Source organism: Mesorhizobium sp. M0898 (genome assembly GCF_040319695.1).
GTDB lineage: Bacteria > Pseudomonadota > Alphaproteobacteria > Rhizobiales > Rhizobiaceae > Mesorhizobium.
In genome coordinates, this window is record NZ_JAMYOE010000028.1 from 1 (window position 1) to 25,943 (window position 25,943).

Below are 25,943 nucleotides of genomic sequence, written 5' to 3' on the forward strand. Positions count from 1 at the left end.
GTGCGCCCCGCGGTTCGGGGGTTTCCATCAACCCCAACCGGGGGGGGGGCGGTGTCGTTGGGGGCGGGGGGTTTTTTTTGCCGTTTCGTGGTTTTGTTTGGGCCGCCCCCCCACACGGGGGGCGCCCGGAGTTCTCAGTCAGGGGAGGTAAACCTAGTTCATCGGGCCCTTGTCTCCGGGCTTGCCGGGAAGCTCTTCGGGGAACAGCTCGTACTTGGCCTGCTTGTCGGCAGCGACAAAGACCCGCTCGCGGACGATCGAATCCTCGGCCCAGTTGAACATGAAGATCGGCGTGCCCTGCGGGATGTTGGAGAAGCGTTTGTTGATGATCAGCGCGCCGGGATATTCCGTCAGGCCGACATTGTAGACGTGCTCGGTCGAGATCTTCTGGAACTTTCTCATCAGGCTGGCGCGCTCGTCATTGTCCGCGGACGAGACAAACTTGTTGACGATGTCGACGAGGTCCTTCTCGAAAGGCATCATATCGACCTCGCCGTTTTCCGGCGCACGATGGTCCCAGCTGGTTCGTGGACCGACCGGGGCCAGCTGATCGGTATTCTGGACGACGGAAGTCAGCTCCTGATCGTTGCGCCGTACCAGCCAGTCGAAGCGGCCGGAGTATTGCGAGGCATCGCGCTGGGTGCCGTTGAGTCCGTTCAGCACGATCCGCAGCCCTAGCTTTTCCATCTGGGCGACGACACCTTCGGCAAGGCTCTTGTCGGTGGTGTAGTCGTTGTTGACGAGCATCACGATCTCGACATTCTTGCCGCCGGCGGTACCTGCAGGAAAATTGACGAAGCCGTCGCCATCCGTGTCCTTCAGGCCTGCCTTGGCGAGTTCCGCCTTAGCGCCTTCGAGATCGAAGGGGTAGTAGACCGTCGACTTCCGGTCGTAGAAGCTCGTGCCCGAGGATAAGCCGCCCGGATAGATGGCAGTGAACGGACCCTTGACCAGCGAGTCGCCGAGCGCCTTGCGGTTGAGCGCCATGGTGACGCCTTTGCGGAAGTCCTCGTTGCGGTTCAGCTCGCGTATCGCCTGTCCGCGCTCGTCGGGGTTGCCCCAGCCATTGGCTGAGAAATTCATGCGCAGATTATAGCCGATCAGCCGCGCGCCGAACGCAAGCCGTGCCGGTGCGTCTTTTTGCGCCGCGCGCTTCAGCGAGGCGACGAAGTTCTCTGGCTGCTCCAGATTGGAGAAGTCGCCCGCCCCCGATACCGCCTGAACGTCGCGGTCGGCCCAGGTCGACAATTTGTAGTGCAGTTCATTGAGATACGGCAGCTGGTTGCCCTTCTCGTCGACCTTCCAATAGTACGGATTGCGACGCATGACGATGATGTCGTCGGGGCGGTATGCCACCGGCACCCAGGCACCCATCACCGGCATGTTCATATATTCCGGCGGGAACGCGTTCTTGAACTGCTCGTAGGTGTTCTTCGAATATTTCGGATGCTGCGGCTTGAGGATATGCGACGGGCCCGGACAAAAGGTGCCGTAAGCCATGGCGTAAAGGTATTGTTTCGGAAAGGCGTCCTTGAACGTCCACTCGACGGTGTAGTCGTCGATTTTCTTCAACGTCGTGCCGACGCCGAAGGTCTCCTGCGTCGCGCCGTTCAGCGGCGACACATTGGGGTCGATCACCTCGTCGTCCCAGTAGAACATCACATCGTCGGCGTTGAACGGAACGCCGTCCGACCATTTGGCGCCTTCGACCAGATGCATCGTCAGCGTGTGGCCGTCCTTCGACCAGTTCCAGCTCTTGGCGAGGTTCGGCAGCGGCTCCGTGTCCTTGGCCTCGACCTGGAACAGCGGCGCGGTGCGCGTCAGGCATTCGGAAAGGCCGATGTCGATACCGCCCCAGCCTTGCGTCTGGCCGGCGCCGTAGTTCCAGCCCTCCGGCCGGCCGCCGATGACATGACGCATCGTATCACCGTAGACACCGACGCCGTCCGGCATATTGCCGGTCTTGAAGACCAGCGGCTCCTTCGGCAGCCGGTCCTTGACCGGCGGCAGCTTGCCTGCCTTGACGTATTTGTCGGTGACCCAATCGGGTTCGTGGTATTCCGGAAGTGCCTTGAACTCCAGGATGGAGTCGCGCGCGACGTATTTGATCTTTCCCTCGGCGGGAAATTGCGCGGGCACCGGCGGCACGGTCGGCTCGGATGCATACGCGTTCAGCGCCGAGGCCGAGACGCTAAGCGCCAGCCCGGCGAGAATGCCAATGTTTCGAAAATTCCTCATCGTCTCTCCTCCCTGTTGTTCAGGAGCGCGTTGACGCCGCTCCATTTCTCCTCGAACGAATGTACAGACGGGTGCGGAAAATCCTCCCGAAAGCTTGCCGCGATCCGTTCTGGCGAAATTCAGACGGCCTGCTTGAGAGCCGTTTTTTCCGCACGCAATTCCTCGATCGAACGGACGTCGCGCCTTGCCGCACCGGCCCATTCGCGGGTCTTGATCCTGGATTTCGAAAGCCGTTCCTTCGCGGCCGGCACCGCATCGGCATATTGCGGCAGCCAGCGAGCCTGGGCGACGACCATTTCGTCCACCATTTGCCAAACCTCTTCCGGCGTCGAAACCGCGCCGACCAGCGGGTCGTGCAGGACCGCGAGCTTCAGCAGGTCGATATCGCCGGAGATCGCCGCATGAACCGACATGCGCTGGACGTTGATCGAGGAAATGCAAGTGGCGGCGCAGGCCTCCGGCAGCGTGATGCCGGAGGCCATGTTGATACCGAAGCGGTCGACGAAGCCGGGCGACTCGATGATCGCGTCCTGCGGCAGGTTGGTGATGATGCCGTTGTTCTTGACGTTGAAATGGCCGCGGTAAACGCGGTTCGTCTCCAGCGCCTCGAGAATGTGGCTGGCATGCTCGTTGGAGCGCTTGGCGGGGTCTATCGGCCTGGCGGCGGATTCCAGAAATTGCGGGAACTCCGTTTCGAACCAGTTGCGTGTTTCGGTCGAATAACGAAGGTAGCCGCCGGTCTCGCCGTGAATCCAGTCGGACATGTCGATCCAGCGGGTGATTTCGTCCGGCCGCTTGCGATACCAGGGCAGGTATTCGGAAAGATGGCCGTTGCTTTCGGTCGAATAGACGCCGAAGCGCTTCAGGACATCGATGCGCAGCTTTTCCTGCTGGGAATAGACCGGATGCGCCTCGAAGGCGGCAACCAGCTCGTCCTTACCGATCTTGCGGCCGTTGAGACGCAGGTCGATGAACCAGGTCTGGTGATTGATGCCGGAGCAGACGTAGTCGAGATCGGTGCGCGACTTGGCGCCGAGCACTTCGGCGATCTGGTCGGCGCCATGCTGGACGCCGTGGCAGAGGCCGACGGTATCGACCCTGCCATATTCGATCGCCGCCCAGGTGTTCATGGCCATCGGATTGGCGTAGTTCAGGAATTTCGCCCCAGGCTCGGCGACTTCGAGGATATCCTTGCAGAAATCGAGGATCACCGGAATGTTGCGCTGGCCATAGAGGATGCCGCCGGCGCAGATCGTGTCGCCGACGCACTGGTCGATGCCATACTTCAAGGGAATGCGGATGTCGTCCGCATAGGCTTCGAGACCGCCGACGCGAACGCAGCTGATGATGTAGCGTGCGCCCTCGAGGGCAGCACGGCGGTCTGTCGTTGCCGTAACCTTGGTCGGCAGCCTGTTGAATTCGACGACCCTGTCGAGGATCGACTTGATCATCTGGAGGTTGCGCTCGCTGAGATCGGTCAATGCGAATTCGACATCCCTGAATTCAGGAACGCACAAAATGTCGGTGAAGAGCTTCTTGGTGAACCCGACGCTTCCCGCACCGATGATAGCGATCTTGAAACTCATCAGCCTCACCTCGACCTGATCGAACGCTAGGGCAAAGGCGGCGAAAGGAGGCTGGCCCGCCTGCGACGCTATGCAGGCCGGAATCCAGCACTTCCTCCCATCCGCTCTTTGACCGCGGTTTCTTTTGCTTTTCTCGAGGGATTATGCGCCTTATTCGGCACGCGACCAGAGAAGGATTATGCTTTTAGGGGTAATTTTGTGCTGCGGAACTTGATCGACATCGGGCCGGCGGGCAGGACGGTATCGCTGCCGCGCGGGCGCCAGCGCCTACACACCATGCCGACAAGCACCGGCTATGAAGTGCGCGAGAACGAGGTCTACGACTGGGATGGGCGCAAGCGCGGCCTGACGCCGTTTACCGTGCTCCAGCATACGATCAGCGGCACCGGCCGATTGCGCTACGAGAACCGGAACTACCGCCTGCAAAAGGGCGACACTTTGCTGGTTCTCGTGCCGCACAACCACCGTTACTGGCTGGCCAAGGGCGAACGCTGGGAGTTCTTCTGGATATCGATGAACGGCGAGGAGGCACTGCGCATCCACAAGTCGATCCTTGCCGCCGTCGGTCCGGTGCTGCGGCTGCAGCCCTCGACGATCGATCATCTGGCTGATTGCAGTGTGCGCCTGATCACGGGCGCGGTCTCGCCGGGAGCCGCCTCGGCCGTCGCCTATGAAGCAGCCATGGCGCTCTACGACGATGTCTTCGGCTCGCATGCCGTCACCGACGACAAGAGCGCCATGCAGCCGGTCATCGATCACATCAGGGCCAATCTCGACAGGCCGCTCCGCGTTGCCGATCTCGCTGAGATCAGCGGCCTGAGCCGCGCGCATTTCTCGCGCTGCTTCGCCGAGAGCGAGGGACTTCCGCCCGCCGAATTCGTGCTGCAGCAGCGACTGCAGCTCGCGGCGAAGTTGCTGACGAAGGCCGATTTCCTGCCGGTCAAGGAAGTCGCCATCATGTGCGGCTTCGAGGATGCCAATTATTTTTCGAAGGTCTTCCGCCGCCTCTACGGCATCAACCCGACGCAGTTCCGCACCAACGGGATGTATGCCAGCCTGGGAACCGCCCGATAGCCCGATAGATTGGCACCGCGCTTGGCATCGGATGCGGGAACGCTTTTGCTTCCCCTCGGTTTAGGACAAGAGAGCCTGCTCGCCGCTGCGGCACCCCCGCTCTGGCGGAGATCAGGCCACAGATGTCAGGGAGTGATCGATGAACAACCCCGATCCGAACAACCCGAATCCACTGCCGGACAATCCCAATCCGGAGCCGGCCCGGCCGCCTGCCCCGCCGGAGACTCCGCCGGGAGAACCTCCAGGCGTACCCCCGCCCTCGCCGGATCCAATTCCGACGCCGGACCAGGAGCCGATCGGAGTTCCTCCCGGCACGCCTTCCGAAATTCCTTCGGAACCGACCTTTCCCGGGCCGACCGCCTGAAGGGCAGTCGGGTGGAGGATGGCAAGGGTGATTTCGGCGAAGCGCTCGAAACGGGTCTTGCCATGGAACGTTTTGCGCTGGCGCTCATTCACCCTTTCATCCTGGAAACCGGCGGCGGGCCCTGCAACCAAGGGAGGTTAAAATGAAAGTTGGCAACTGCATGACAAAGGACGTCGAGATCGCCAGTCCGCAGCAAACCCTGCGCGATGCGGCTGAAATGATGGGTCGCCTCGACGCCGGCGCAATGCCGGTGGGCGAGAACGATCGGCTTGTCGGCATGGTAACCGATCGCGACATCGCAATCCGCGGCGTCGCCCAAGGCAAGACACCTGACGCCAAGGTACGGGAAGTGATGAGCACCGAGGTCAGGTATTGCTTCGAAGACGAAGACGCAGAGGATGTTCTGCGTAACATGGCTGACCTGAAAGTGCGCCGCTTGCCGGTGCTGAACCGCGACAAGCGCCTGGTCGGCATCGTTTCGCTGGGCGACCTCGCCACCAACAGCGAGACGGCGACAGCAGGTGAAGCGCTGAGCGGCATCTCGCAACCCGGCGGCGAGCATTCGCAAACGATACACTGACGGCGCACCACCGGCCGGCCTTTGCTACGACCGAACCGCCGGCTGGATAGACGCCGGCCTGCCGGCGAAACTGTTCAGAGCGAACTGGACTGCAACCCGACGAGGAGCAAGCCATGATTACGATGAAGGCCGTCCGTATCCACGATTTTGGTGGACCGGAGGTTCTTTCGCTGGACGCGGTTCCGTTGCCTCAGCCGCATGACGACGAGGTCACGCTCAAGGTCTACGCGGCAAGCGTCAATCCCGTCGACTACAAGGTTCGCGAGGGCTCTTCGGGCGCGGATCTGCCCATCACGCTCGGCCGCGACGTATCCGGCGTGGTGGAACTGTGCGGCACGCGGGCCCATACGCTGAAGAAGGGCGATCCGCTATATGCCATGCTCGGCAACGACCGCGGCGGCAACGCCGAATATGTCGTCGTGAAGGCAACGGAGGCGGCGGCGAAGCCGCAACGCTTAAGCCACGCCGAAGCCGCCGCCGTGCCACTTGCGGGCCTTACCGCGTGGCAAGGCCTTTTCGATCACGGCGGCCTCAAATCCGGGCAGCGGGTCCTTATCCATGGCGGCGCCGGCGGCGTCGGTCATCTGGCGGTGCAGTTCGCAAAGGCCGCGGGCGCGTTTGTCGCGACGACTGTGTCCGCGCAGGATTTCGATTTCGTCCGCGCGCTTGGCGCCGACCAGGCGGTCGATTACAAGAACCAGCGCTTCGAGGAGCTTGTCGAGGACGTCGACCTCGTCTTCGACCTGGTAGCGGGTGAAACACAGGACCGCTCGTGGGACGTGCTCAAGCCCGGCGGGACGCTCGTCTCAACGCTTTCCGAACCGTCGGCGGAGAAGGCCCGCCTGCATCGGGCTCGCGGCGTTTCCTATTTGACCAAGCCGAACGCGGCGCAGCTTGCCGAGATCAGCCGCCTCATCGACGCCGGGAAGGTCAGGCCATTCGTGCAGGCAATCTATCCTCTTGAGGAAGTCGTCAGGGCCGAGGAACAGCTCGAGAAGCAGCACACGCGCGGCAAGATTGTGCTTCAGGTAGCTGCCTGAGCACTCGCCGAACAACAGGCCGCGGGCCAGTTTGCGGAGTGCTCGGACACAGGCCGTTTTCTGCTGTCCAGAAGCCCGGCGGCCGAGAGTTTGACACAGGACGGCCCGCCGGGCCTGGCCGGCTTAGGCAGGTGCCGGCTAAAGCAGCATGCGCCGGGTTTGCCGGGATGCGCAAATCAAACAAATCAAGGAGATGCAACGGATCGTGAGGCACGTCGCGACGACACCGTCGCACGGCTGCGATCAGTTAACTGCGAAGCGAAGGACATAGCGTTTACCGACAGGCGGGCCAGGTTCCTACCGGCCGCAAGCCGCAAAAACCGCTTCAAACTGTCGGAAACCGGCGATAGGTTCGAACCATGTCTCAACCCGCCAATCCGATCTCCATTGCCCGTCGCGATCAGATGTTTCCAGTGCTGGCTGAGGCGGACCTGGACCGCATGGGCCGTTTCGGCGAAGCCGTGTCCTATGCTGCAGGCGAACAGATCGTCAAAGCCGGCGAGCTGGCGCCCGGTCTGATCGTGGTCCTGTCCGGCAAGGTGGATATCATCCAGGGCGGCAGCTTCGGCCGGCGCGAAACAATCGTCACGCACGGTGCTGGCAATTTCGTCGGCGAGTTGGCGCAGCTTTCAGCCCGACCCTCACTGGTGGATGTGGAGGCGGTCGAGCCGGTCGAGGCGCTCGTCATCCCCTCGCAAAGACTGAGGGACCTGATGGTGCAGGAAGCAAACCTCGGCGAGCGCGTCATGCGGGCGCTGATCCTGCGCCGTGTCGGCCTGCTCGAGAGCGGCACAGCCGGCCCGATCATTGTCGGACCGGTCGACAGCGGCGACGTTTTGAGGCTGCAAGGTTTTCTGGCTCGCAGCGGTCAGCCGCATCGCATTCTCGATTCGGCTGCCGATCCCTGCGCCAGGACCCTGATCGAACGCTTCCATGTCGACATCCACCATTTGCCGATCGTGCTCTGTCCGAACGGCAAGCTGCTGCTCAATCCCGGAGAGAACGAGCTTGCCCGCTGCATCGGCCTGGTGAGGCCGATCGACGCCGGCAGGCTGTACGACGTGGCCATTGTCGGCGCCGGACCGGCCGGCCTCGCGGCGGCCGTCTATGCGGCTTCCGAAGGGTTGTCGACGATCGTGCTCGATTGCCGTGCCTTCGGCGGACAGGCGGGTGCCTCCTCGCGCATCGAGAACTACCTCGGTTTTCCGACCGGCATTTCGGGAATGGCGCTGATGGCGCGCGCTTACAACCAGGCGCAGAAATTCGGCGTCGAGATGGTGATACCGGACGAGGCGAAGTGGCTGGGCAGCGCAAGTGACACGTCCAGTGCCCACTATACGCTCGCCGTCGGCGGCGGGGAGACCGTGCGGGCACGGTCGGTGGTGATCGCCAGCGGAGCGCGCTATCGCCGCCTCGACATGGCAAACCTGGCGCAATTCGAGGGAACCTCCGTGCATTACTGGGCTTCGCCGATCGAAGCGCAGCTTTGTGCCGGGCAAGAGGTAGCCCTGGTCGGCGCCGGCAATTCGGCTGGTCAGGCTGCCGTCTACCTGGCGGCGCATGTGAAGAAGGTATGGCTGCTGGCGCGCGGCAGCAGCCTCGATGCGAGCATGTCGCGCTATCTGGTGGAGCGCGTCAGGGCACAGCCGAACATCGAAGTGCTGGCTGAGACGCAGATTGCGGCACTGGAAGGCGACGACGGCAATCTTGGCAAAGTGCGCTGGCGCAACCGCGACACCGAGACAGCACGTCCGATCCGCCACCTCTTCCTGTTCATCGGCGCCGATCCGAACACCGACTGGTTGGCGCAATGCGGCGTGGCGTTGGACGCGAAGGGCTTCGTTCGCACCGGGCCTGACATTGGCCAGGAACGTGGTGCGCTGGAGACGAACCGCAGCGGGGTGTTCGCCATCGGCGATGTCCGCTCCGGCTCGATCAAGCGCGTCGCCGCTGCCGTCGGCGAAGGCGCCCAGGTGGTTGCAGCGCTGCATGCATATCTCGCGCGAAACGGCAGTCTTGCCGTGGCGCCACAACTGGTCAGGAGCGTATGATGGCAGACGAATGCAGGCACGCCGGGCACATTCGCGACGTGACACCGAGCGCGCTCGGCTGCGAGGAATGCCTGAAGAGCGGTTCGCAGTGGGTGCATCTGCGGCTCTGCCGCACATGCGGCCATGTCGGCTGCTGCGACGACTCGCCCAACCGTCATGCCACCAAGCATTTTCGGGCAACCGGCCATCCTGTCATCGAAGGCTACGATCCACCGGAAGGTTGGGGATGGTGCTACATCGACGAAATCTTCCTCGACCTCGGCGACCGCACCACGCCGCAAAACGGTCCGATACCGCGCTTCATTTGAGCTTTTTGCGAGCGGGCCGTTTCCGTGAAACGATGAACCGTTCTAAAGCATGTCGCGCAAAAGTGTGCAGCGGTTTTGCGATAACGACATGTATAAAACAAGAATCTAAAGCGCGTTGCATGAGGCCGATCGAACGCGACGCGCTTTAGTCCAAGGCTGCTTCGGCTTGAGCGGGCGCATCGCGTCCCTCTGGTGGTGCCGATGACCGCTCGCGCATATGCCTGACCGTCTGGAGGACACGATCGGCAAGAAATGCCAGCGCGCCCTGTGCCGTGCGCGTCCCGATGACGGATTCCAGCGTAACCGCCTGCGTTGAGAATTTGTGTTTGAACGACTCTGCGCCACAGAGGAAATCGACCATGCTCAAACCGTGATCTATCGACCACTGCACGTAATCCATCAACAGGATCACACCCGGCGACGCCCGGCCGAAATCCGGATCGAACGTCGTCACGAAGGCCATCATCACGTCGTGCTGGACGAAATTGATCGACACCGCGACCATCACGCCATTGCATTCGAGGACGAAGATATGCAGCACGCCGGCGCGCGCCAACGCACCGACGAGCGCGGCGAGTACCGGGACGCCCTCTTCGAACAGGTCTGACTCACGCATGCGCTCGGTCAGCCATTTCCGCTTCAAGGCCGCGAGGCGCTCCAGTACCGGTTGCAGCGGCTCGTCGGGGGCAAGCAGGCGAAATCTCACCTCTCCGGTTTCTTCCAGCGCTTTGATGCCGCGCCGATAGTTCTGGCGCGTCTTTTTCGACTGGCCCGCGAACCATGCCGCTCCGCTTTCCCATTGTCCGGCAACGCGATAGCTGACTTCCGTTCGGTGAAACGGACGAAGCCTGATGCCGCCGGAAGCTCCCGGCGTGAAAATTTTGCGGGCCGCCGCATCCGGCGAGAGACGACTGATCAAGGCAAGGTCGAAGCCGCCGGCATCGCAGAGTTGGGTCCATAGCTCCTGCAGCGCCGATAACGAGCATTCCGGAGCAACGAGAATATCCCCATAGTCGGTATAGCTGCCGGCCGCCCATTCGAGAAACCGCAGCCCCCTGCGCCTGCCGATCGCCAGCGGAACGACAGCAACGAGTCTCTCGCCCTTCCAGACCAGGCCGATCCGCAACGCGCGCTGGTCACGGCGTTGTACGGTACTCCACCATGCCGAAATCCAGGCATGGCTTTGAAAGATCAGCCCGTCGGTACGATGCCAAAGCTCCATCCAAGCGGCTTCGATCGCAGCCAGGCGATCCGCCGAACGGACGATTTCCAGGCGCTCCGCGCTTAGGACGTCGATGGAAACAGCGGTGTTCATGAAGGAGAACTGTCCTGTGGCTGCGCGACCACATTGGGCCGTCTGTGAAACAGTCGCATGACATGCCTTGCCATCTTCTTGAGCGGCAGGATGTAGAGCCCAAAGAGCGACTGGTAATCGCGCACATCGCGATCGACCAGGCCAAATTTCAGGTCTTCATCGGGCTCCGGGACAAATTGCGTTCCGAACAGACGATCCCAGAACGAAAAAAGCAGGCCGAAATTCTTGTCATAATGACGAGGGTCGATGCTGTGATGCACCTGGTGCCAGTGCGGACACAGGATGATGTTGTTCAACGGGCCGAACGATATCTTGAGATGCGTATGGCGAACAAAGTCCATCATCAGGATGTTGCGGATGACGTAGACGTTGATGCCGAAGATAGCGACCTCTACCGGATCGAGTGCGATCAGGCTCCAGATCCCGAAGCAGATGCCCGGGATGACGCCATCCCACATACGGTTCATCAGATCGTCCAGCGGATGAACCCGGTCCTTGGTGATCCCCACCATCACCTCGGCCGAATGATGTACCTTGTGCAATTCCCACAGGAACGGGAAACGGTGCTGGGCGACGTGGTAGAGGTAGTATGAAATATCATAGGCGACCAGCATGGTTGCGGTGAAGATGACGATCGTCACCGGTCCCGCCGGGGCGCCGAGAAGCGGCGCGTGGATGTTAAGGAGCCAGCCAATTGCCTCGCGTGTGCCATAGCCCACCGCGACGACGAAGGTGACGCCGGCAGGAATAAGCAGGAAAGGCATCATCGCCCGTTTCGTGATCCAGAACATGGCGTCGGCTCGCGCCGACGGGTGCAGGATGACTTCCTGTGGGAAGGCGAAGTCGAAAAAGTCCCTGAGGGACTTATGTTCGGCAGTTCGCCAGTAGGCGATCACCGCGCTGCCCAGTGCGGTGAGGAGAAGCAGGCCGAGCGTGGTCAGATTGACGTTCGAAAGCTTTTCCACAATCGCTCTGGCAAATTCGGAAAACATTGATGCAGCGGCTCCTGGTCGTAAGAAGGCAGTCTGGGGGTCGTAAGAAGGCGATCTGGCGAATAGCAAAGCACAAAATTCCCGCCAAACTCGCTACGCCGCCTGCAACCAGTGGCTGTTGCGGGGCGCAGCGGGCAAAGCAGGCTGGATGGTGCGAGACTAGCAGATCAACGGTAACGAAACCGCTAAATGTCCAAACGTAATTAATGTCGAATACGGCTGGAACTCACGCGGCAACTCTACGTTGGCACCGGTTTTTGCTGTCGCGGCGGGTGAATTGGGGCAAGATGGATATCGATCCCGGCTTCGCCCACTTCACCGTGCCAGGCGAGGCGTTCGGCTTGCTGCCTGCTGCCAAAACGCAGTGAAACCCAACCGCCTTGGCCCGGCATGTCACCGCCGGCGCCGATATCGAGCACAGCATCAGGAAAGCGGATGGCCAACAGTACCTCGTCGCCGCGCAATACCGCGACCGTATCTTCGTGCCGGTCGGCATGGAGGCCGGGGGCCAGTTGGAAGACGATCTCGGACTGGCGCCTGCCGCCGAGCAGTTGGTCGGTGATGAGGATGCCATCGGCCTGGCGCGCCAAAGTGCGCTGATGCACGACGCCGAAGCGGCTTCTATAGCCGTCATGCCGGGCGCTCAGCCTCCAGTGCGGTTCCGGTTCGCTCTCCACCAGCGCTGCGACTGCCTTGTGCGACCAGTTGAAATTTCCAGCGATGGTGCTTTGACTCTTGCCCTCGATGTTCAGCGTGTTGTGCGCCGGTGTGGAGCGGAACCAGTCGCGCCATGCGCCTCCCGAACCGTAGAGCCAAGTGCCGGGATCGACCAGCACCGGCTCATCGTCGATGCACAGGGTGAGCGACAGCGCGTCGGCATGGCCGTGCGCCGCTATCGAGAGATAGCCGAGCGGTCCATGGTCGAACGTCAGTTCGACATTGCGGCCATTCATTGCTCCGCGCCAGACGGAGAGCCCGCCTTGCGTGAATGTCTGCAAGCCATGCACCGCGGGCGCCGGGCCTGACGGCGCACCAAAGAAAAGCGAACGAAAATCGTCAGGCTCCGGCGCGTTGCCCGGCGTCCCCAGTAAGCCGTGGATGGCGGCCGCGACGGATCGGATATAGTTCGGCTCGTCGCCCAGCTTCAGCACATGGCCCTCATCGTCGTCGCCGAAGCGGGCGGCTTTCTGTGGCAGCCAGCCGACGAAATTGGCGAAGGCGCCCAGACGCGCTTCGACGGCCGAGGGAAACGGCGTTCCCGCCTGGCGCGCCGCGGCGGCGCACAGCAAGATGAGTTCGGCGCTGAAGGCTGCATAGGTCGGCGTTTGCTCGGCACCGGCGCCGTCGGCAAGAATCTGCTTGTGCGTCTCATTTAAGAGGGCGCTGCGGGCAATTTCGGATTCGGCCCCGAGCGCCAGGCCAACCAGATATTCGCCAGCCAACTCTGCGACGAGATGGTTGTTGGCGGAGGAATATCGCGACGGAAACCGCGGCAGCCAATAGGCGCTTGCCGCGAGTATCTCACCGGCTTTCCGCAGCGTCGCCGGGTCAAGCCGGTCACCGATAAGGTCCAGGGTGACGATGAGGCTGATGGCTCGCAGCGCTACTTCGATGCCGGAAGCCCAGCCAATGCCTCGGTACGGCGGATTGGCGGAATGCCAACTGCCGATTGCCGCCTCAATGGCACTCCTGGATCGATTGTCCTCGCTGAGGAGCAGGTGTGCAGCCAGTACTGGCAATTGCTGCAGCCGGTTGATCTCCCAGACATATTTTATATCGCCAAGGTCGCCGCCATCGCGAAAATCGATATCGAAAGTATGAGCCTCGGCGCCAGGCCAAAGCCTGCCGGTTACCGGATCAAGACGCCAAAGCTCAGCAGGAAACAAACGATCGGGCTCACGCTTTGGCCATGTCCGCCCGAGTGCCGAAAACCGGCCATGAAGCATCTCTTGCGCGGCCGCCGCTATGGCCTGCCGTTGAGCGTCGGTCGCTGCCAGCGCAGCATGGCGAAATCCGGGCAGCACTGGGTGCAACTGCGGCGATGGATAGCGTTCCCACCCATCATCGCGGCGGCGCGACGCGATCCTTCGACGTTGCTCGCCCAGCCGGTGCAACACCTCGGCCGGTCCCATGCTGCGCAATCGGTTGATGTACCAGCCGATTCTCATGCACGCCCCGTCAACGTTTCGGTCCTTGTATACCATGCCGTCGAAAAGCTGCGGGCCGGCAATCTTCTTTCCCGTTCGTTGCGGTTAATATCTCCCGCGAGCATGCGGAGGGAGCGATGCGAAAAGCGGTGTATTTTGTTGCCTGGGTGCTCGCCTTGCTTGTGGCGGCCGAGGCAGAGCCCATCCCTCTCAAGCGCGGCGTTGGCGTGCATCAGTGGCTCAACTGGTCGCCGGTGGCGAAAGACGGAACCTACGTTTGGCCGCCCTATCGCAGCGAAAAGGAGTGGCTTGCGGAAAGCAGGCCGCTCACCGACTGGCCGGCCGGGGAGGTGTTTGCCCACATCCGATCGATGGGCTTCGACTTCGTCCGGCTGAGCGTCGATCCCGGCCCGCTGCTTGCCAGCGGGGACGCCAAGCGGCAGCAGGCGCTGGACATACTTGCCGCCGCCGTCGAGCGGATCACGTCGACCGGCCTCAAGGTGGTTTTCGACCTGCATGGCGTCACTCAGGTTCCCGACTACAGCATGGAGATGATCTATGGCGGCGCCGACAGCGAGGGCGTTGCCCGCTATCGTCACATGGTTGTGGCGGTCGCCGCCATGCTGGTCAAGATAGGCACCGACAAAGTCGCCCTCGAACCTTACAACGAGCCCGCATACTACCCTTGCGATGCGAGCGGCAGCGATCACTGGCAGCGGATCATGGCAGGGACCGTCCACGACATTCGAGCGGTCAACAGCGAACTTACCATCGTTGCAACCGGCGCCTGCGGCGGCAGCATTGCCGGATTGGTCAACCTCAGCCCCGGCTTTGATGACCCAAACCTCTATTACAGCTTCCATATGTATGAGCCGCACAGCTTCACCCACCAGCGGCCCGATGACACGATCAGCTTTGCTTCGGGACTTCCCTGGCCGGCCGACAGCAGTACACCCGAAGTGGTGACCGAAACCCTTAGAGCGCGGATGGACGCTGCCGGCTTGAGCAGGGTCGAGCAGGTCATGAACATGGCCACCGCGCGCCAAGCAATCGCGAACTATTTCGAGCAGAACTGGGGCCAGAGCCAACTGGAGGCGAGCTTTCGCCAGGCTGTCGACTGGGCTGAAGGCCATGGCATTCCCAGCCGGCGGCTCTTCATGGGCGAATTCGGCGCTATCCTCATGTCCGCGGACGGCCGCATGGGCGCCTTTGAGGCCGACCGTTCGCGCTATCTCAAGGCAGTGCGCCAAGAGGCCGAACGCTTCGCGATCCCATGGTCTGCCTGGGAGTTCTCCAATCCCTATGGGATGAGCCTCATCCCGCCCGATGGTCCCCCAGTTCCCGACCCGGAGATGCTGCAGGCATTGGGCCTGCCATAGGTGCCATCACTCGCCCTCACCAGCGAACAACCGGTGGCAACCCCTGACGGCCAGACTCGATCGAGGAACGGCCCGTGGCAGCTTTCTCCCGGTTGGGTTGTATTGGCACGAAGTGTTTAACACATTTGTTGTACTGAGTGGGGAATGCGCGCGCCTAGGGGGGAACAATGTGTGGAATTGCCGGATGGATCGGGCGAAGGGCTAAAAATCCACAAGAGCGGGCCGCCAAAATGTCAAACGCATTGCGGCATCGCGGTCCCGATGCCGAAGGCACCGAGATATTGGACCTGAATACCGGCGAGCAACAATTGGCATTGGTTCATCGCCGTCTGGCGATCATTGACCTAGCGCCCGAGTCGAATCAGCCGATGCAGATTGAGGACGGTCGTCTCAAAATAATTTTCAACGGCGAGATATATAACTACATCGAGCTGCGCCAGGAACTGATCGGCCTTGGCCATCATTTTCGAACGCGCTCCGATACCGAGGTGCTGCTCCGAGCCTACGATCAGTGGCGCTTGTCAATGTTCGACCGGCTGAGCGGCATGTTCGCCTTTGCACTCTGGGATGCTCAGAGGCAGGAATTGATCCTCGCCCGGGATCCCTTCGGGGAAAAGCCGCTTTACCTCATGCAAAGCGAAAAATTGCTGCTATTTGCCTCGGAGATCAACGCATTGTTGTCATCGCAGCAAGATGCTCAGGAACTCGATCTGGATGCCGTGCACGAGTATCTGAACTGGCGTTATGTGCCGGGACCGCGCACGCTCTTCAAACAGATCCGCAAACTCAATCCCGGAAGCTATGCTGTCTGGTCGCAAGGGGTAGTCAAGGAAACGCGCTACTATACGCCTCCGGACCAGGCGGCCGTTACCGAGCGGATCGACGGAAAAACCGCCAAGCGGCGATTTCTGGAATTGCTCGACCATTCCGTCGAGATCAGGATGCGCAGCGATGCACCTTTTGGGGCCTTTCTCTCCGGAGGGCTCGACTCCTCGGCTATCGTCGCGCTGATGGCCAGGCACAGCGCCACGCCCATTCGCACGTTTTCCGTCGGGTTCGACAACGCAGCCTATAGCGAATTTGCATTCGCCCGACGCGTTGCCGATCATTTCAAGACCGATCATTGCGAACTTGTAATCCAGCCAGGCGATCTGATGGATCATCTGCCGACGATGGTTCGCCAACGCGGGGCACCTGTTTCGCAAAGCAGCGATATTCCAATTTACCTGATGTCGGAGCGAGCCTCGCAAGACGTCAAGATGGTGCTCACCGGAGAAGGAGCCGACGAGATTCTCGGCGGCTATCCCAAGCATCGCGCGGAATCACTGGCCGGGATCTACCAGTCGCTTGTTCCAGCCTCGCTGCACGATAACGTCCTTTCCCCTTTGGCACGCGCCATGCCGGGCGCGTCGGCCAAGGTCGATACATTTGCCCGCACCGCGGGCGAAAGGGACTTTGCCGCCCGGATGGTCTCCTGGTTTGGAGCCGTTTCGGCGCAGCAGAGCGCCTGCCTGATCGGCGCGTCCGCAAATCGCCGTTATGAGCGCAACGACTTTCCGTTCTCGTCAAGCGCTGCGGCTTCCCATCTTCGCCGCGTGCTGTTTTTCGATCAGACATCGTGGCTGCCTGACAATCTCCTGGAACGAGGCGACCACATGATGATGGCCGGTTCAATCGAAGGAAGAATGCCGTTCCTCGATCGAGACCTGGTTTCATTCGTTAGCAAATTGCCCGATCGCTACAGGCTGGGTTGGTTGCACAGCAAGCAGATCCTGCGCGACAGCATGGCCAATATCCTCCCGGAGGAAATTCTCAGCCGCCGCAAGGTCGGGTTCAAGGTACCGGTCGCCGAATGGTTTCGCGGATCGATGAGGAACTACGTGCATGACCATCTTTGCTCGCCTCACTCCGTCATTCGCAGCTATCTGAGTCCGAAACAGCTAGATCAAATCGTCTCGGAACACACAACGCGTGCTGCAGACCACGAAAAGCTGATATGGGCGCTGTTGAATTTGGAGATATTCCACCGCGAATTCAGGCTCGACGCGCCGCCGCGATCGTCGGCCTCAGCGCTTGACCGGTTGACGGCTTGACGCGGCCGACCGCCAGACATCGCAGATTGCGCCAACAAACGGGGCGAGCTCAAGCCGTTCCCGATGCACGGCCATGGCACCGGCACCAAGCCTTGCCCGCAGTGCCGGGTTCTCCACGAGGCGGCTCAGCGCCTCGGTCAACGCTGTAACATCGCCTGGCGGCACCAGCAGCCCGGATTGCCCGTCGGTGATTATGTCTTCGACGGCGCCAACCGGGGTCGCCACCACCGCCAAACCGGCTGCCATGCCTTCGATCACCGACATCGGCAGATTTTCGGCGAAGGATGGAAGAACCAGAATATCGGCCGAAGAAATCAGCGATGCGACATCGTCCGGTCCCACCCAACCCGGAAAGGCGATCCGGTCTGCAATCCCCAGCGCGGCCGATTTTGCCCGTGCCGCCTCGACTTCGCCATCGCCGGCAATCGTGGCACGCCAATTCTTGACAGGGCTCATGCGGTGCAGTGCCTCGAGCAATTGCGGTACGCCCTTGCGGTCGCCGATGCGGCCCAGGAACAGGATATGCACATGGTCGCCGCCGCCGACATGCGCCAGCGACGGGACTTCGGTCGCATTGGGCACGATCACGATATTGCCGGCTGCGCCCGGCGCCCGGCTGGCGACGAAATCGCGCCAAAGCCTGCCCAAAACGATCACCCGATCGGCATGCTCGAACAGAGCTTTGATACGGCGGCTAATGAAACCGCGGTCGGCTTTCCAGAATGTCTGATACTGCGCCCCGTGCAAATGCAGGACATAGGGTATCGACAGCAGCCGTGCGCAGGCGGCGATCACCATCTTGCGGTAGGTGCTGCCGGAAACTGAGATGTTGATATGAATGACATCGGCGCGTCCAGCCAGACGCGCTTTAAGCATCCGTAAGCAAAAACCGAGCATATAGAAGATCGAAAGTCCGACATGCCCCGGGCCACGACTGGCAAGGAAGCACACATCGATGTCGGCGATTTCTTGCCGTTCGAACTCCTGCTTCAGCGCGCCCATGATGCGGTCGATGCCGCCCTGCCCCGAAACGCCCGAGGGCGTCGCGACCAGGACATGTATTTTTCGATCGGATATGAGGCGCTGCAACATGATGGTACTCTAAATAACACAGACCGGGTAACTGCAAAGCAAACGTTCCCGATAAGTTTTACGGCAAATCTTTTAGTTCAAACTGAATCTGTTCACCCTTCGGCGTCATCGGGCTGGATTTTCCGCCAGTCGGCGGCTAGTCGAAGGTGAGTTTTCCAGGGACACGCCCTTGCTGCTCCGTTCCACGCTCATTTATGCTCCGGCGATCCTGCTGACGCGAATTTCGGCGCTGCTCCTGCTGGTCGTCGTGACGCGTTTGATCGACCAGACCGAGTATGGCCTGCTCACCCTGGTGGTGACCGTCGGCGAAATGACCGACATTGCCGTCACCAACTGGCTGCGCATCGCCTTGCTCAGGCTTGGCGGCAAGGGCGAAGTCAGCCGCGGCAGCCTGATGCTGGCCGGGCAGGTGTTGCTTGCCACCACGGCACTGGCGCTGGTCATATCGGTAGGCGCGTCGGCGGTGATCGTGCCTGAACGCTGGATCGAGTTCGCGATCGCAGTCTGCGGCTATCTGGTCGCCGGGTCCATCAGCCGCTTCGCGTTGACGGTGCTGCAGATGCAGCAGCGCCATTCGGTCTATTCGATGCTAGAAGCCCTGCGTGCCCTGCTGCAACTCGCGTTACCGATCGGCGCTATCCTTGTCTTTCAGGATAGCTTTCTGACGGTGTCGCTCGGCTCGAGCCTCGGCGCCTTGATTGCCGGCATCGTGGCGGGCATCATGGCATCGCGACGGCTCGTTGCCGGTCCGCCGCGTTTCACCCACAGGGACTTCTTTGCGCTCGGTGTGCCGCTGATCATCATGGCGCTGGTTGGCTTCGGGCTCAACAGCGCGGAGCGTCTGTTCCTCAAGTTCTATTACGATGCCAGCGCCGTGGCGATCTTCGCCGCAGCCTATGCGCTGGCCCGCCAGCCGATCGATATGGTCGCCAACGCCATCAACATGGGCGCCTTTCCCGAGGTGGTTAGCCGGTTCGACGAGGATGGGCCCGCGGCATCGGGTCGGTTGCTGTCGCAGTTAATGGCCTTGATGATGCGGCTTTGCCTGCCGATTGCAGCGATGCTGGTCGCGCTCAGCAGCGATATCACCGAGCTCATGCTGCCCTCGCAATATCACGGCCGCTTCGGCCTGCTGTTTCCGATCATTGCCTTCAGCGTGCTGTGCGCCAACCTCACCAGCTTCGTCTATGGCGTCGTGGTGCACGCGCACAAGCGGCCGTGGCTGCTGATCATCGCCAATCTCTTCGGCTCGGTGGCAACAATCGCATTGTCCCTGCTGTTGATCCCCCCGATGGCGGAGATCGGCGCCGCTTTGGCGCTGGCGGGCGGCTCGGTGGTGGGCTCCATAACCTGCATCATCATCAGCGAGCGGCTCACACCGGTGCCGGTGCCGTGGCGCGACATCGGTGTTTCGGTAATCATCTCGCTCAGCACGGGGGTGGCCGCCAAGCTTGCCAGCATGGTGGCCGGCGACCTGCCGGCGATCTTCTCGCTTGTCGCCGGCGGCACCACCGGCGCCGCGGTTTTCTTCGGGCTGACCTCGTTGTTCCACCCCGTGGCAGCGACGCAATTCGTCGCCCAGCTGCGAGCGCGGCTACGGATCGCGTAATTTCCAAGCGATCTGTAAGCAGGTATTTCTGAGGCTTACAACACATGGTGTACCTTGCCGGGGACGGGCTCGTTGCATATCCGACATTCGGTCTCCGGGTGTTCGGGTCATGAGAGCGAGGCGCCATAATGGTCCGCACGTCGCGCTCGGCGGAAAAATGCCAACGAATCCGCGGGATCGCAGTCGGGCGAGAAACGGATGATTGAAAAGCTGCAATCATCGGCATTTAGTCGAACCCGGCTTCTTGTCCAAGTCTGAGGGGGCAATGTGATTTCCCGATCCAAGAAGGTTAAACAATTTCGCGCTCTTCATAAATCCGGCTGCTTCGTGATCCCAAACCCTTGGGACGTAGCCGGCGCGCGGATGATGGCTGGTCTGGGTTTTAGGGCGCTGGCGACCACCTCTTCGGGCTACGCCTTTTCGAAGGGGAAGAAGGACGGAGCAAAGGAAGTCGGCCGCGCCGAAAGCTTGGCATATGCCGCCGAGATCGCAGCCTCGACGACCGTGCCGGTCACTGCCGATTTGGAAGATTGTTATGAAGACACACCAGAAGGCGTGGCTGAAACCGTCCGGCTTGCCGCCGAAGCGGGATTGGCTGGACTTTCGATCGAAGATCGACAACCAAATCCCGGCCAGCCAATACGCGATTTTGATACCGCGATGGCACGTGTAGCGGCGGCGGTTGCGGCTGCTCGAAAATACGACATCGTACTCACCGCCCGCGCCGATGGGATGGGTAAAGGCGTATATGGTCTCGACGAGGCAATTCGCCGCCTGAAGGCCTTCGAAGCTCTTGGCGCTGAGGTGCTGTATGCGCCGGGCGTCCCGGACCTGGCGTCTCTCGAGCAGATTTGCAGCTCTGTCAGTGCACCAGTGAATCATGTCCTTGGCCAAGGTGTTTCCGGTCTCACATTCGAGCAGATTGCCGAGGCCGGTGTACGGCGGATAAGCGTGGGCGGCTCACTTGCGCGCGCCGCTGGCGGAGCACTAATGAAAATATGCCAGGAGATCGCAACCGGGAAATATACGGCGTTGGAAAGCGCTCTGGCCTGGAACAGTCTTCGCGATCCTAAGCCTGTGGTCGAAAGGGGGCGACGCCTGCGTTCCGGACATTAGGCGCCGCGCCGCTGGAGCCCCGTAGGCGAAACTATAAACCGGCGTTTCGGCGCCAGCGACGCTCCCAGAACTCCCGGCACAGCAGTCCCGCATAGGCAGTGTTGGTATCGTAGTAGCGGCGCCACAAGCGTCGCGGCTCCTGGACGACGCGGAACAGCCACTCCAGGCCGGCCGCTTGTATCAGCTTCGGCGCGCGGGCAACCTTGCCCCCATAGACGTCGAAACTGCCGCCCACGCCCATCACGAAACTTGAGGCGAGTTCATCGCGGTAGCGTTTGAGAAAGCGTTCCTTGCGCGGTGTCGGCATGGCCACCAGCAGGCAGTCGGCGCCCGAGGCGTTGATCGCCGCGACGATCCCGGCCTCGTCCTCCGGCTTGAAATAGCCGTTGCGCATTCCCGCTATGACGAGGCTCGGATGGTCCTTGGCAAGTCTCACTACAACCGCGTCGAGAACGTGCTGTTCGGCCCCCAGCAGATACGGCCTGAATCCACGCTTCGCGCAGAGGCTCAGCAGATTGATCATGATGTCGACGCCCGCCACCCGCTCGGGCAGCGCGACGCCGCACAGACGTGCACCCCAAAGCACGCCGATGCCATCGACATTGACCACGTCCGCCCCGGCCACGTCCTCGCGCAGCTCGGCATTCTGGCGCATGGTCACCAGTTTGGCGACGTTCACGACCACATGATGCAGCGGCCGCCCCAGGGTCATCGCCTCGTCGGCGATGGCCAGTGTCTCGGCCATGGTCAGCGCATGGATCGGTGCGCCAAGGAACTCCCGGCGCCGTGATGCCAACAGGGAATGCTGCGCCCATGCCGGGGCGTGCGCGTTCATGCGGCCTGCTCCCTTGCAAGTGTCACTTGTGCGACCTCTGGTTTCTTGCCTTCGATGCGGGCGTCGGGCTTGCGTGCCTTGCGCCATGTCCACAGACCCCTCGTATCGACGAGCTTCTTATCCTTGAGCGCTTCGGGGTCGACCAGATTGAACTGCCGATGGTCGACCAGGAGGACGACGATATCGGACTTGTCGATGGCCGAAAGTGCGTCGGTGAACACGATGCCCCTGCCCTCGAGCTCATGCGGCAGCGCATTTGTGTTGGGTTCAGCCGCAATGATCTTCACATTGGGGATATCGGACAGAAGTTTCACCACCTCGACGGCCGGGCTCTCGCGCAAATCGTCGATGTTGGCTTTAAAGCTGAGGCCAAGACAGGCGATCGTCTGTTTGCGGGAGGGGTCGAGCAAGGCCTCGATATCCCTGACCACCGACATGGGCCGTTCGGAATTGATCCGGCGTGCCGAAGCCATCAGCCGCGTGCTGTTGGGTGCGGCGTCGATGATAAAATATGGATCGACCGCAATGCAGTGACCGCCAACGCCCGGGCTCGGCTGGAGGATGTTCACGCGAGGGTGTCGATTGGCGAGATCGATCACTTCCCATACATTGAGCGACAGATCCTGACACACGGCGGCAAGCTCGTTGGCAAAGGCGATGTTGACGTCGCGGAACGCGTTCTCCGTCAGTTTCACCAGCTCAGCACTTTCGGCCGTTGTCATGAACAGGTCGCCGGTGACGAAGGTCGAATAGAGTGCCGCGGTCCGCTCCGACGATTTGCGGGACAATCCGCCGATCGAGCGATCGTTGTTGATCAGCTCGGTCAGCACCTTTCCCGGCAGCACACGCTCGGGGGAATAGGCGACCAGCACATCGGCGTCTTCGCCATGCTGGACAGGAAATTTGAGATCAGGCCGCAACTCGGCAAGCAGCCCGGTCATGATACGCGTGGTTCCAACCGGCGATGTCGATTCCAATACCACAAGGTCTCCGCGCTTCAGCACGGGGGCGATGCTTCGTGCCGCCGCGAGCACGTAGGTCACGTCCGGCTTATGATCGTGGGTCATCGGGGTCGGCACGGCGATGATATAGGCGTCCGCCGGCTGCGGCGTGCTGTAGGCCATGAGCTTGCCGTTCGCCACGACCTTCTGGATCAGACCGTCAAGGTCCGGCTCGACGATGTGGATTTCGCCACGATTGACCTTCTCGACCACCGCTCCGTTGACATCGACGCCAATGACGTTGAGCCCGCGGCTGGCAAAAATGGCGCAGGTCGGCAGGCCGATATATCCCATGCCGACTACGGAAACGGTTTTGATTTCAGCCATGATGCAGCAGTTCCTCAACAATCCGGTTACTGGCCCGGCCATCGCCATATGGGTTGTGTCGTTCCGCCATGCCGCGATAGGCAGCCTGATCGTCGAGCAGGCGATTGGCGTTGAACAGGATTTTCTCGACATCGGTGCCGACAAGGCGGGCGGTGCCGGCCACGATCCCCTCGGGTCGCTCGGTATTTTCGCGCATCACCAGCACCGGCTTGCCGAGCGAAGGCGCTTCTTCCTGCACGCCGCCGCTATCGGTAAGCACCAGATAGCTCTGCTTCTGCAGGTACAGGAACGGCAGATAGTCCTGCGGCTCGACCAGATGGATGTTCGGCACGCCTTCCAGCTCTGCGTTGACCACCGAGCGCACATTGGGGTTTGGATGGACAGGGTAGACGATCTGCACGTCTCCGCGCGCCGCCAATCCCTTCAACGCCGTACAGATGCGCTGGATGCCGCCGTCAAAATTCTCGCGGCGATGTCCGGTGACGAGGATCATCTTCTTGGAAGGGTCGAGGAAGGGGAAGCTGGCAGCGAGCTTCGCCTTCATCAGCCTGTCGGCATCGATCGCGCTTGAAAAATGCAACAGCGTGTCGATCACCGTGTTGCCGGTCACGAAGATGGTGCTTTCGGCCTTTCCTTCGGCGATGAGATTGTCGCGCGCTTGAACGGTCGGCGCAAAATGCCAGGTGGCGATGTCGCCGGCAATCTTGCGGTTCAGTTCTTCAGGAAACGGCGAGTTGATGTTGTGGCTGCGCAATCCTGCTTCGACATGAGCGACGGGGATACGCTTGTAGAAGGCAGCAAGAGCCGCGGCCATTGCCGTGGTGGTGTCGCCCTGTACCATGACGATATCGGGCTTCGCCTTGTCCAACACCTCGGCCATGCCCAGGAGCACGCGCGAGGTCACATCGAACAGCGACTGGCCGGGTTGCATGATGTTGAGATCGTGGTGCACAGGCAAGCCGGTCAGCTCGACAACCTGGTCGACCATTTCACGATGCTGGGCGGTTATGCATATTTCGGTGATGAAGCCTGGATGAGCGAGGGCGGCACGCGCCACTGGAAAGCATTTGAGTGCCTCCGGCCTAGTGCCGAACACGATCAGCAGTTTCTGCCTGGATGGCAGTTTTGGACGTGAAAGGACGTTCATCGCTGATCCTGGTCGCCTGCAGCCTTCGGGACATGCCGACTATTGCCCGCAAGAGTCATAATAGCGCCGGAAAGCGCCTTCGTGATCTCAATTCTTAATATATGATTAACAACCAAGGCCGCGTTCTCCCGGTTTAACTCTTGTGAAAGGTTGGGCTGACAAGTAGTCTATGGCAGTAGTCTTGAAAAAGAATATATTGGATTGACTAATATTTTAATCATCGGCCACGCCGACCCATCCCGGCGCTGGGAAAATGAGCTTCTGGCGCGGTTGAGTGCGGCTGGACATGCGGTTTCGAGTTGCCGCGCGCCGACGCCTGAACCCAATGCGCGCACGATGGATAATGTGCTGGCGCTCGAGGGCCGGCGCTTCGGCCCCTCACTGGCAAGCCGTTCCCGGCCGTTGCCGTCCGGCGACACCGGCCCAGTCGATCTTATAGTCGATCTCACGGCTACCGCCGCACGACGCGGCACGCCTGTCCTGACGCTCGAATTTTGCGGCCAAAGCAGCTTTGCCGCAGGCATGACCGAGATGCTGGCGAGCGGGCGGCTGCCCGAACTCACCGCGCGCCTCGACGGCGTTGCCGTCGCCAGGGCGCGGCCGATGATCAGCGACCGGTTGTGGCTGTCCCGAACCAGCAACGACCTGCTCGCCGGCGCCATCTCCCTGATTGCCCAATGTGTCGCCCGCTTTTCCGCGGGCAAACTTGCGCCGATTGCCGAGAGCCCGGCGCCGCCCCTGCAGAAAGGCGGATTTATCGGGCACTATCTGCCCTTTTTCGGCAGGGGGTTAGTCGACCGCGCCGTGCAAAAACTGCGACGTGGTCGGCGTCCCTTCTATTGGCAGGTTGCTTATCGGCTGATCGACGGTCCAGGCGTCGCCGAAACCGGACTGCTGGATGGTAAGCCCTTCACCGTGCTTGCCGATGACGGGCAGCGCTTCTACGCCGATCCGTTCGTTCTCGAGCGCGACGGCCGTCATTTTCTGTTTGTCGAGGAGTTTCCCTACTCCACCGGCCGCGGGGTGATTTCCGTCGCTGAACTTGGCACCGACGGCACTTTCGGCGTACCGAAAGTGGTGCTGGAGGAAGCGCATCATCTGTCATATCCGCAGGTGTTCGCTCACTCCGGCGAGATTTTCATGATCCCTGAAAGCGCTACGGCGCGAGAACTGGTGCTCTACCGTGCCGTGCAGTTTCCGGATCGCTGGGTACGCGATACGGTGCTGATGACGGACAGGGATTTCAACGACGCCACGCTGCTCGAATCCGACGGCCGTTTCTGGCTGTTGGGGACGGGGCGGTTCGGTTACGGCAGCGCGTCCGACACGATGGCCGTCTATTCCGCCCCGGCGCTGCGTGGGCCGTGGGCTGCGCACGCGCTCAATCCCGTCGCCGTCGATCACTCGGCCACTCGGCCGGGCGGCGCTTTCATCCGCCAGGGCGACGCTTTGCTACTGCCCGTGCAAAACGGGTCTAGAGCCTATGGCGGCGGCCTGGGATTGATGCGGTTGGATCGCCTTGACGACTTCGATGTCCTGTTTGCACCGCCCCACCCGATCGGCCCAGGACCGGCATGGGCGCGGGCGGGCATCCACACGCTCAATCGCGCAGGCAATGTCGAGGTTGTGGATAGCGCCGGCTGATGCGT

At 61.4% G+C, this 25,943-nt stretch carries 20 protein-coding genes; 11 read left to right on the forward strand and 9 right to left on the reverse strand.

Annotated features, from left to right (window positions below; genetic code table 11):
* Positions 1 to 153 precede the first annotated feature (153 nt).
* Together NKH90_RS24015 and NKH90_RS24020 are read right to left on the reverse strand one after the other, a co-directional pair.
* On the reverse strand, positions 154 to 2,238 hold the full coding sequence (locus NKH90_RS24015) for an ABC transporter substrate-binding protein (RefSeq protein WP_352821377.1): 2,085 nt from the start codon (positions 2,236 to 2,238) through the stop codon (positions 154 to 156).
* Between the two features lie 119 nt (positions 2,239 to 2,357).
* Positions 2,358 to 3,824, reverse strand: coding sequence for an alpha-glucosidase/alpha-galactosidase (locus tag NKH90_RS24020; protein ID WP_352472519.1), 1,467 nt, complete (start codon positions 3,822 to 3,824; stop codon positions 2,358 to 2,360).
* Between the two features lie 198 nt (positions 3,825 to 4,022).
* On the opposite strand from NKH90_RS24020, the gene NKH90_RS24025 reads away from it, so the two are divergent.
* The 6 genes from NKH90_RS24025 (at position 4,023) to NKH90_RS24050 (ending at position 9,241) form a co-directional block, all read left to right on the forward strand.
* Positions 4,023 to 4,898, forward strand: coding sequence for an AraC family ligand binding domain-containing protein (locus NKH90_RS24025; RefSeq protein ID WP_502895678.1), 876 nt, complete (start codon positions 4,023 to 4,025; stop codon positions 4,896 to 4,898).
* 375 nt (positions 4,899 to 5,273) lie between these two features.
* Positions 5,274 to 5,408, forward strand: a complete 135-nt coding sequence (locus tag NKH90_RS24030; RefSeq protein WP_352501351.1) for a hypothetical protein — start codon at positions 5,274 to 5,276, stop codon at positions 5,406 to 5,408.
* Positions 5,405 to 5,842, forward strand: a complete 438-nt coding sequence (locus NKH90_RS24035) for a CBS domain-containing protein (RefSeq protein ID WP_352472517.1) — start codon at positions 5,405 to 5,407, stop codon at positions 5,840 to 5,842. The genes NKH90_RS24030 and NKH90_RS24035 overlap by 4 nt, the downstream gene beginning before the upstream one ends.
* Positions 5,843 to 5,955: 113 nt before the next feature.
* A complete protein-coding gene (locus NKH90_RS24040; RefSeq protein WP_352821380.1) occupies positions 5,956 to 6,882 on the forward strand; it encodes an NADP-dependent oxidoreductase in 927 nt (308 codons plus the stop codon).
* Positions 6,883 to 7,241: 359 nt separating this feature from the next.
* Positions 7,242 to 8,933 (forward strand): FAD-dependent oxidoreductase, encoded by a 1,692-nt coding sequence (locus tag NKH90_RS24045; RefSeq protein ID WP_352821382.1) that lies wholly within the window; start codon positions 7,242 to 7,244, stop codon positions 8,931 to 8,933.
* Positions 8,930 to 9,241 carry a UBP-type zinc finger domain-containing protein gene (locus NKH90_RS24050; RefSeq protein ID WP_352821385.1) on the forward strand — a complete coding sequence of 104 codons (312 nt, stop codon included), beginning with the start codon at positions 8,930 to 8,932 and terminating at the stop codon, positions 9,239 to 9,241. The genes NKH90_RS24045 and NKH90_RS24050 overlap by 4 nt, the downstream gene beginning before the upstream one ends.
* 145 nt (positions 9,242 to 9,386) lie before the next feature.
* Here the strand turns inward: NKH90_RS24050 and NKH90_RS24055 are convergent, their stop codons facing one another.
* The 3 genes from NKH90_RS24055 to NKH90_RS24065 form a co-directional block, all read right to left on the reverse strand.
* Positions 9,387 to 10,556, reverse strand: a complete 1,170-nt coding sequence (locus tag NKH90_RS24055) for a GNAT family N-acetyltransferase (RefSeq protein WP_352472515.1) — start codon at positions 10,554 to 10,556, stop codon at positions 9,387 to 9,389.
* Positions 10,553 to 11,548 carry a sterol desaturase family protein gene (locus tag NKH90_RS24060; protein WP_352821389.1) on the reverse strand — a complete coding sequence of 332 codons (996 nt, stop codon included), beginning with the start codon at positions 11,546 to 11,548 and terminating at the stop codon, positions 10,553 to 10,555. Before NKH90_RS24060 ends, NKH90_RS24055 begins: the two co-directional genes overlap by 4 nt.
* Positions 11,549 to 11,787: 239 nt before the next feature.
* On the reverse strand, positions 11,788 to 13,716 hold the full coding sequence (locus NKH90_RS24065; protein WP_352821392.1) for a heparinase II/III family protein: 1,929 nt from the start codon (positions 13,714 to 13,716) through the stop codon (positions 11,788 to 11,790).
* Between the two features lie 116 nt (positions 13,717 to 13,832).
* Between NKH90_RS24065 and NKH90_RS24070 the strand changes: the two genes are divergently transcribed.
* Both NKH90_RS24070 and asnB read left to right on the forward strand, forming a co-directional pair.
* A complete protein-coding gene (locus NKH90_RS24070) occupies positions 13,833 to 15,074 on the forward strand; it encodes a glycoside hydrolase family 5 protein (RefSeq protein WP_352683201.1) in 1,242 nt (413 codons plus the stop codon).
* A gap of 167 nt (positions 15,075 to 15,241) precedes the next feature.
* Positions 15,242 to 17,167 carry an asparagine synthase (glutamine-hydrolyzing) gene (gene asnB / locus NKH90_RS24075; protein ID WP_352683199.1) on the forward strand — a complete coding sequence of 642 codons (1,926 nt, stop codon included), beginning with the start codon at positions 15,242 to 15,244 and terminating at the stop codon, positions 17,165 to 17,167.
* On the opposite strand, the gene NKH90_RS24080 is transcribed toward asnB, so the two are convergent.
* Positions 17,141 to 18,259 carry a glycosyltransferase family 4 protein gene (locus NKH90_RS24080; RefSeq protein WP_352541695.1) on the reverse strand — a complete coding sequence of 373 codons (1,119 nt, stop codon included), beginning with the start codon at positions 18,257 to 18,259 and terminating at the stop codon, positions 17,141 to 17,143. The genes asnB and NKH90_RS24080 overlap by 27 nt on opposite strands.
* A gap of 169 nt (positions 18,260 to 18,428) precedes the next feature.
* Here NKH90_RS24080 and NKH90_RS24085 point away from each other — a divergent pair, with 169 nt between their 5' ends.
* Together NKH90_RS24085 and NKH90_RS24090 are read left to right on the forward strand one after the other, a co-directional pair.
* On the forward strand, positions 18,429 to 19,868 hold the full coding sequence (locus NKH90_RS24085; protein ID WP_352541696.1) for a lipopolysaccharide biosynthesis protein: 1,440 nt from the start codon (positions 18,429 to 18,431) through the stop codon (positions 19,866 to 19,868).
* A gap of 267 nt (positions 19,869 to 20,135) precedes the next feature.
* Positions 20,136 to 20,984: an isocitrate lyase/PEP mutase family protein gene (locus NKH90_RS24090; RefSeq protein ID WP_352541697.1), complete on the forward strand. Its 849-nt coding sequence runs from the start codon at positions 20,136 to 20,138 to the stop codon at positions 20,982 to 20,984.
* A gap of 31 nt (positions 20,985 to 21,015) precedes the next feature.
* On the opposite strand, the gene NKH90_RS24095 is transcribed toward NKH90_RS24090, so the two are convergent.
* From NKH90_RS24095 to wecB, 3 genes are read right to left on the reverse strand one after another with little or no spacing between them, the layout of a single operon-like run.
* Positions 21,016 to 21,819, reverse strand: coding sequence for a WecB/TagA/CpsF family glycosyltransferase (locus NKH90_RS24095; RefSeq protein WP_031211886.1), 804 nt, complete (start codon positions 21,817 to 21,819; stop codon positions 21,016 to 21,018).
* A complete protein-coding gene (gene wecC, locus NKH90_RS24100; protein WP_352501359.1) occupies positions 21,816 to 23,147 on the reverse strand; it encodes a UDP-N-acetyl-D-mannosamine dehydrogenase in 1,332 nt (443 codons plus the stop codon). The genes NKH90_RS24095 and wecC overlap by 4 nt, the downstream gene beginning before the upstream one ends.
* Positions 23,140 to 24,294, reverse strand: a complete 1,155-nt coding sequence (gene wecB / locus NKH90_RS24105) for a non-hydrolyzing UDP-N-acetylglucosamine 2-epimerase (RefSeq protein ID WP_352472506.1) — start codon at positions 24,292 to 24,294, stop codon at positions 23,140 to 23,142. The genes wecC and wecB overlap by 8 nt, the downstream gene beginning before the upstream one ends.
* 201 nt (positions 24,295 to 24,495) lie before the next feature.
* Here wecB and NKH90_RS24110 point away from each other — a divergent pair, with 201 nt between their 5' ends.
* The gene (locus tag NKH90_RS24110) at positions 24,496 to 25,938 is read left to right on the forward strand and encodes a glucosamine inositolphosphorylceramide transferase family protein (RefSeq protein WP_352821397.1); all 1,443 of its coding nucleotides are present in this window, start codon (positions 24,496 to 24,498) and stop codon (positions 25,936 to 25,938) included.
* Positions 25,939 to 25,943: the final 5 nt, after the last annotated feature.

Coding starts and splice junctions, on each gene's coding strand:
- NKH90_RS24070 (WP_352683201.1), top strand. CDS start 13,833: ATGCGAAAAGCGGTGTATTTTGTTGCCTGGGTGCTCGCCTTGCTTGTG.
- asnB (WP_352683199.1), top strand. CDS start 15,242: ATGTGTGGAATTGCCGGATGGATCGGGCGAAGGGCTAAAAATCCACAA.
- NKH90_RS24020 (WP_352472519.1), bottom strand. CDS start 3,824: ATGAGTTTCAAGATCGCTATCATCGGTGCGGGAAGCGTCGGGTTCACC.
- NKH90_RS24040 (WP_352821380.1), top strand. CDS start 5,956: ATGATTACGATGAAGGCCGTCCGTATCCACGATTTTGGTGGACCGGAG.
- NKH90_RS24015 (WP_352821377.1), bottom strand. CDS start 2,238: ATGAGGAATTTTCGAAACATTGGCATTCTCGCCGGGCTGGCGCTTAGC.
- NKH90_RS24050 (WP_352821385.1), top strand. CDS start 8,930: ATGATGGCAGACGAATGCAGGCACGCCGGGCACATTCGCGACGTGACA.
- wecC (WP_352501359.1), bottom strand. CDS start 23,147: ATGGCTGAAATCAAAACCGTTTCCGTAGTCGGCATGGGATATATCGGC.
- NKH90_RS24045 (WP_352821382.1), top strand. CDS start 7,242: ATGTCTCAACCCGCCAATCCGATCTCCATTGCCCGTCGCGATCAGATG.
- wecB (WP_352472506.1), bottom strand. CDS start 24,294: ATGAACGTCCTTTCACGTCCAAAACTGCCATCCAGGCAGAAACTGCTG.
- NKH90_RS24060 (WP_352821389.1), bottom strand. CDS start 11,548: ATGTTTTCCGAATTTGCCAGAGCGATTGTGGAAAAGCTTTCGAACGTC.
- NKH90_RS24095 (WP_031211886.1), bottom strand. CDS start 21,819: ATGAACGCGCACGCCCCGGCATGGGCGCAGCATTCCCTGTTGGCATCA.
- NKH90_RS24080 (WP_352541695.1), bottom strand. CDS start 18,259: ATGTTGCAGCGCCTCATATCCGATCGAAAAATACATGTCCTGGTCGCG.
- NKH90_RS24035 (WP_352472517.1), top strand. CDS start 5,405: ATGAAAGTTGGCAACTGCATGACAAAGGACGTCGAGATCGCCAGTCCG.
- NKH90_RS24065 (WP_352821392.1), bottom strand. CDS start 13,716: ATGAGAATCGGCTGGTACATCAACCGATTGCGCAGCATGGGACCGGCC.
- NKH90_RS24055 (WP_352472515.1), bottom strand. CDS start 10,556: ATGAACACCGCTGTTTCCATCGACGTCCTAAGCGCGGAGCGCCTGGAA.